The sequence below is a fragment of the Cereibacter changlensis JA139 genome, assembly GCF_003034985.1.
Taxonomy (GTDB): Bacteria; Pseudomonadota; Alphaproteobacteria; order Rhodobacterales; family Rhodobacteraceae; genus Cereibacter; species Cereibacter changlensis.
Window position 1 is genome coordinate 1 of record NZ_PZKG01000309.1, and the last position, 1,742, is coordinate 1,742.

The 1,742-nt window shown below is 70.1% G+C and carries 3 protein-coding genes; all 3 read right to left on the bottom strand.

Annotated elements, in window-relative coordinates:
* Position 1 precedes the first annotated feature (1 nt).
* Complete coding sequence (locus C5F48_RS23525; protein ID WP_107666092.1) at positions 2 to 709, bottom strand: Bax inhibitor-1/YccA family protein; 708 nt, start codon at positions 707 to 709, stop codon at positions 2 to 4.
* Between the two features lie 19 nt (positions 710 to 728).
* Positions 729 to 1,505, bottom strand: coding sequence for an anti-sigma factor family protein (locus C5F48_RS23530; RefSeq protein ID WP_107666093.1), 777 nt, complete (start codon positions 1,503 to 1,505; stop codon positions 729 to 731).
* A partial coding sequence (locus tag C5F48_RS23535; RefSeq protein ID WP_258186570.1) for a sigma factor-like helix-turn-helix DNA-binding protein occupies positions 1,489 to 1,742 on the bottom strand: 254 nt, incomplete at its 5' end. The genes C5F48_RS23530 and C5F48_RS23535, both read right to left, overlap by 17 nt.

Consider the following 1,742-nt stretch of genomic DNA (forward strand, 5'->3'; position numbering starts at 1 on the left):
CTTACTCGCGCTCGCCGGTCAGGCTCAGCAGCAGCTGGAAGATATTGATGAAGTTCAGATAGAGCGACAGCGCCCCCATCACCGCCAGCTTCTGCCGGGTCTCGCCGTCGTGATGCTCGGCATATTGCAGCTTGATCGACTGGGTGTCCCAGGCGGTCAGGCCGACGAAGACCAGGATGCCGATGATCGAGATGGCGAACTGCAGCGCCGAGGAGCCGAGGAAGATGTTGATGACGCTGGCGATGACGACGCCGATCAGGCCCATCATCAGGAAGCTGCCGAACTGGGTCAGGTCGCGCTTGGTGGTGTAGCCGTAGAGGCTGAAGGCCGCGAACATCGCCGCCGCGCCGAAGAAGGCCCGCCCGATCGAGGCGCCGGTGAAGACGAGGAAGATCGAGGCCAGCGACAGCCCCATCAGCCCGCAGAACAGCCAGAACAGCAGCTGCGCCGTGGCGCCCGAGATCCGCTCGATGCGGAAGGACAGGAACATCACGAAGCCGAGCGGGGCCAGCATCACCACCCATTTCAGCGGGGTCGAGAAGATCGGCACGTAGAGCGCGGGCGTGGCCGCGACCAGCATCGCCACGATGCCGGTCACGGCGAGGCCGATGCCCATGTAGTTGTAGATGCGCAGCATATGCGCGCGCAGCCCCTCGTCGAGGCCGTAGTCGGCGCCTGCGGTCTGATATCTGTCTCTGGCGGGGATCATGGGGTCTCCTGTGGTTTGACTAGTAAAGCGTTCTGGCCAGCAGCTCGGCCCCGGCCTCGAGTTCGGCGCTGGCGGCTTCGGTCGAGACCAGCACATGCGCCACCTCGCCGATCTGGAACCAGGCGACCGTGGCGCCAGAGCGGAGGGCGGCCTGCGGTTGCAGCACGGTGAAGCGGCCGGGCCGCACCGCGAAGAGCGACACCGCGCCGAGGCTGCCGGCGTCGAGCGACATCTCGACGCTCGGCCCCTGCGGCGAGGGGAAGACCTGCACATCCTGCACCGTCCAGCCGGCGGGCACCTCCGGCAGCACGATGCCGGTGGCGGCGCGGATCTCGGCCGGGTCGAAGTCGGGCACCTCGGGCTGCGACTCCATGCCGATGCGCAGCCGGCTGGTGGTATGGGCCGAAAGCGCCGCCTCGACGAAGGCCGGCGGCGGCTCCGAGGCGTTGATGACCCCGACCGACAGCGGCCCCAGCCCGTTATGGGCGAGCCAGCCCAGGCCGAACAGCGCCGCCACCGCCGCGATCCGCCCCAGCCTGCGCATCAGCCGGTCCTGCCCCATGGCCCGCGCCAGCCGGCGCGCCGCCTGGGTGGTGGCCGGCGTGGCCCGCGGCTCGGTTAGGGCGAGGGCCAGCCGCAGCTCGTCGCGCAGCCGCAGGTCGCCCATCACCTCGGCGGCGAGGGTCGGGTTGCGCGCCAGATGTGCGGCGACCGCGATCCGGCGGTGCGGGTCGAGCTGGTCGTCGACATAGGCGGCGAGATCGGCGGCGATCACCGGGTCATCCAGCAGCGTCATCACGTCCTCCCACCAGTTTCAGATGCGGCGCCCCGTCCTCGAAGGCGCGCAGCGCGGCCCGGGCGCGGGCCAGCCGCGACATCAGCGTGCCCTGCGGCACGCCGAGCACCTTCGCCGCCTCGGGGTAGCTGAGCCCCTCGATGGCGACGAGATGCAGCGCGGCGCGCTGGTCCTCCGGCAGGCGGAAGAAGGCGGCGCGGATCTGCGCCAGCCGCACCACGTCCTCCTGCGGCGCGG

Coding starts and splice junctions, on each gene's coding strand:
- C5F48_RS23525 (WP_107666092.1), bottom strand. CDS start 709: ATGATCCCCGCCAGAGACAGATATCAGACCGCAGGCGCCGACTACGGC.
- C5F48_RS23530 (WP_107666093.1), bottom strand. CDS start 1,505: ATGACGCTGCTGGATGACCCGGTGATCGCCGCCGATCTCGCCGCCTAT.